The organism is Mesorhizobium delmotii, assembly GCF_900149755.1.
GTDB classification, from domain to species: Bacteria; Pseudomonadota; Alphaproteobacteria; order Rhizobiales; family Rhizobiaceae; genus Mesorhizobium; species Mesorhizobium delmotii.
Map to the genome: position 1 here is coordinate 1 of NZ_FUIG01000033.1, position 3,820 is coordinate 3,820.

General features: G+C 57.3%; 1 protein-coding gene. It reads left to right on the plus strand.

Translation table 11 applies throughout. The features are described 5' to 3' along the window. A partial coding sequence (locus BQ8482_RS20540) for a beta strand repeat-containing protein (protein ID WP_208867785.1) occupies positions 1-3,820 on the plus strand: 3,820 nt, incomplete at both ends.

The following is a 3,820-nucleotide window of genomic DNA, read 5'->3' on the forward strand; positions in this document are numbered from 1 at the left end:
ACCCAGTCAATCGCGGTGACGGTGACGGACGTCAATGACACTGCTGCTCTGCCCGCTCCAATCGGCCTCGACTTGCTGGCGAACGATGACAGTGGCGATGCGAATGACAATATCACGAACGTATCCCAAAACCTCACGATCAGCGGAGTTCACGAGCCCGGCGCATCCATCACACTGTTCGACGATACTAACAACAACGGAACGATGGACCAATCTGAGACGTCCGTAACAGGCTCGTTCGTAAATGCGGACTTCTCGATCGATATCAGCTTGTCTGAGGGCGTTCATCACCTCCGGGCTATACAGAGCGATGGGCAGGGTCAAACCAGCGATAGCTCCAACGCATTGGAAATCACGGTCGACACGACCGTGCCCACTCTCAGCTATCTGATCCTCAAGGATGTCGGCGGAAATACCGGCGGCGGTGTCACCGTCAACGATAACACTCTTCGTGTTGCGGGTGTCACGGAAGCTGGTGCCCAGGTCGAGGCGTTCGCCGTTCCGACTGTAGGCGCTCCCATCGCTCTTGGAAGCGGCGTAGCCAACGCAGTGGGCGATTTCAGGTTTCCTACTCCAATCCTGCCCGACGGAACCTATTCGTTCCAGGTAACGTCGACTGATGTCGCCGGCAATTCGGTGACTCAAACGGGACCGTTCGGCGTCACAATCGTGGCGCCGATCTACTCGATCTCCGGGACGCCTTCGATTGCGGAGGGCGGAGACCTTAGCTTCACGATTTCGCGGACAGCTTCCACGACCAACGAAATTGTGAACTACACTCTCGGTGGAACGGCGACACCAGGGGGAGATTTTGGAGCCCTTTCGGGCAGCATTAGCTTTGCTGTCGGCGAAAGCACGAAGACACTGACGATCCCAACCGCGACCGACTCGCTGGTTGAGGGGCCCGAGTCCGTCATCGTCTCGCTCGCATCGACCAGTAACGGCGGCAATGTCAGTCCAGCCGGATCGACGGCAACGGGTACTATCATCGACGTAGCCCCGGCCGGAGTGACGATTATTGGAACCGCAGGCGATGACACCATTACCCCATCTCAGACCGTGCCCGGACAGCCACTCCCCACGTCCTTCGGCGATGTCATTCACGGTCTTGGCGGAAACGACCTCATCAACGGGGGAACCGGATCCGATACGATCTTTGGCGAAGACGGCAATGATATTTTGCTCGGGAATGCCGGAGACGACAATATTCTGGGCGGAAATGGCGACGATAACCTGGCGGGTCAGTATGGCGTCGATGCTTTAAGTGGCGGACCCGGCCAAGATAACTTCTTTTTTGGGGTTTACGAAGTCAGTGGCGATACGATCACCGACTATCAGAACGGTGAAAAAATATGCCTGTTCGGTGGCCCTTCGACGCTCTCCAATTACCAACTTACCTTTGACGGCACGAATTCTCACCTAGGTGTAGATACCAATGGCGACGGTACGTCGGATTTCTCGATCAACCTTTCTGGTCAGGTGGTCGGTCATCTCTACCTCAGTCAGGAAATCCTCTTCGGCGATCCCTATCAGGTGTTGCAAATCAACTACCCCAAGCTCGATCTCAACGGGCCGGATTCAGGCGTCGCAGCAACGGCAACCTTCGTCGAGAATACTGCGCCTGTTCCTATGGCGCCGAACGCGACGATTCTGGATACGACAGCTGAAAATTTCGCCGGCGGCTCACTTCGAATTGCCAACACGTTCTCTGCCGGAACTGACCAGCTCTCAATTGGCAATCTCGGGACAGGAATTGGCCAGATCGGCCTTAGCGGCTCTTCAGTACTCTACCAAGGCGTAACGATTGGCTCATTTAGCGGCGGCACAGGTGGAGCCGATCTCGTTATCAGCTTTGCTAACCCGAGCGCAAATCTTGAAGCGGTTCAGGCCCTAGTAAAAGATATTTACTTTTCGAATCCATTAGAAAACTTCTCGACTATTAGCCGGACGTTTACATACGTCTTAAGTGACGCCTTCGGAGACCAGAGCTCCGTCCCTGTTACCGTCAATATGATTGGTGTGAACGATCCCCCGATTCTAACATTGGCGGCGAGCCTGACATACACTGAAAACCAGGCGCCCGTATTCGTGTCGCCCGCGGCGACCGTCAACGATCCTGATGCGGTCTGGTTTGACGGAGGGTCACTCGATGTCGCCTTTTCGTCCGGTGGCATCGTGGGTGACCAACTCATTCTCGCCAATGTCGGAACCGGTGCAGGTCAGATCGGTATCTCCGGCAACACCGTCACCTATCAGGGCAGCATTTTGGGAACGGTGAGCGGCGGACAAGACGGCAGCGCACTTCATATCAGCTTTGCGACAACGACGGTGCCGACATTTGCGGCGGTTCAAGCCCTTTTGCGCGATGTCCAGTTCTACAGCATGTCCGACAATCCCACGGCGGACCCGCGCATTCTAACCTTCACGTTGAAGGATGGCCACTTCACGAATAATGGTGGGAACGATACTGGCTCCGCGGAGGTCACCGTCAATATTGCTGCCGTCAATGACGCGCCGGATCTAACGCCGAACGCGCCGACTCCGGTTACCTATACCGGAGGGGCGGTTGGCCTGCTTCCGACAGCGCACATCACCGATCCGGACAATCCGGCCAACTTCGCTGGCGGGCAGATTACCATCGCGCTGTCAGGGGGGGATCCGGGCGACCGCTTCAGCATCATGAACAATCTACCCACTGGCAACGTTCAAGTTGGCTACATCAATGGTGTCCTGCATTTCACCGTTGACGGCGTAGATGCCGGTACAGTCGCTGGGCTTGGCACCACCAATATGTCGTTTTCGCTCAACGCAAATGCGACGTCAGCCGAGGTTGACGCACTGCTAAAGTCGCTTGTTCTGGATAACTTCTATCAATCCATTACAGATGCGCCTCGTACGGCCACCATCACGTTTAGCGATGGAGGGAACACTGGCTCTGGCGGAGCGCTGGCCGACAGTGTTTCGATTGAAATCTTGCCTATTGCTACAAATCACCCCCCTACGATCACCTCGAACGGTGGCGGCGCGACGGCGACGATCAGCCTGGCCGAGAATATGACGGCGGTGACGACGGTTGCGGCTTCCGATCCCGATGCCGGGACGACGCTGGCCTATGCCATCGCCGGCGGCGCCGATGCCGCGCTGTTCAGCATCAATGCGACGACCGGCGCGCTGAGCTTCGTCAATGCGCCGAACTTCGAGGCGCCCGGCGATGCCGGCGGCAACAATGTCTATGACGTCATCGTCTCCGCCTCCGACGGAACGCTCACCGATACCCAGTCCATCGCGGTGACGGTGACCAACCAGAACGAGCAGATTGTGGCGGCCGACGACAACTATACGGTCGCAGAAGATACTTCGCTTCTCGTTGACGCACCCGGCATCCTCGCCAACGATGTAGATCCGGACGGATCGCCCATATTTGCTTTGGATATTTGGTCGTCGCCCGCCCACGGGCATCTGACCGTATATAACGACGGCCACCTCACCTATACACCTGACGCGAATTTCAGCGGGATTGACAGTTTTCAATACCGAGCGGCGACTATTGGCTATGCGTCTTCATTGGACGTAAGCTTGCCTGTCACAGTCACTTTGAACGTCACGCCAGTCAATGACCCGCCGGTCGTCACCTCCAACGGCGGCGGGGCGACGGCGACGATCAGCCTGGCCGAGAATACGACGGCGGTGACGACGGTCACGGCTTCCGATCCCGATGCCGGGACGACGCTGGCCTATGCCATCGCCGGCGGCGCCGATGCCGCGCTGTTCAGCATCAATGCGACGACCGGCGCGCTGAGCTTCGTCAATGCGCCGAACT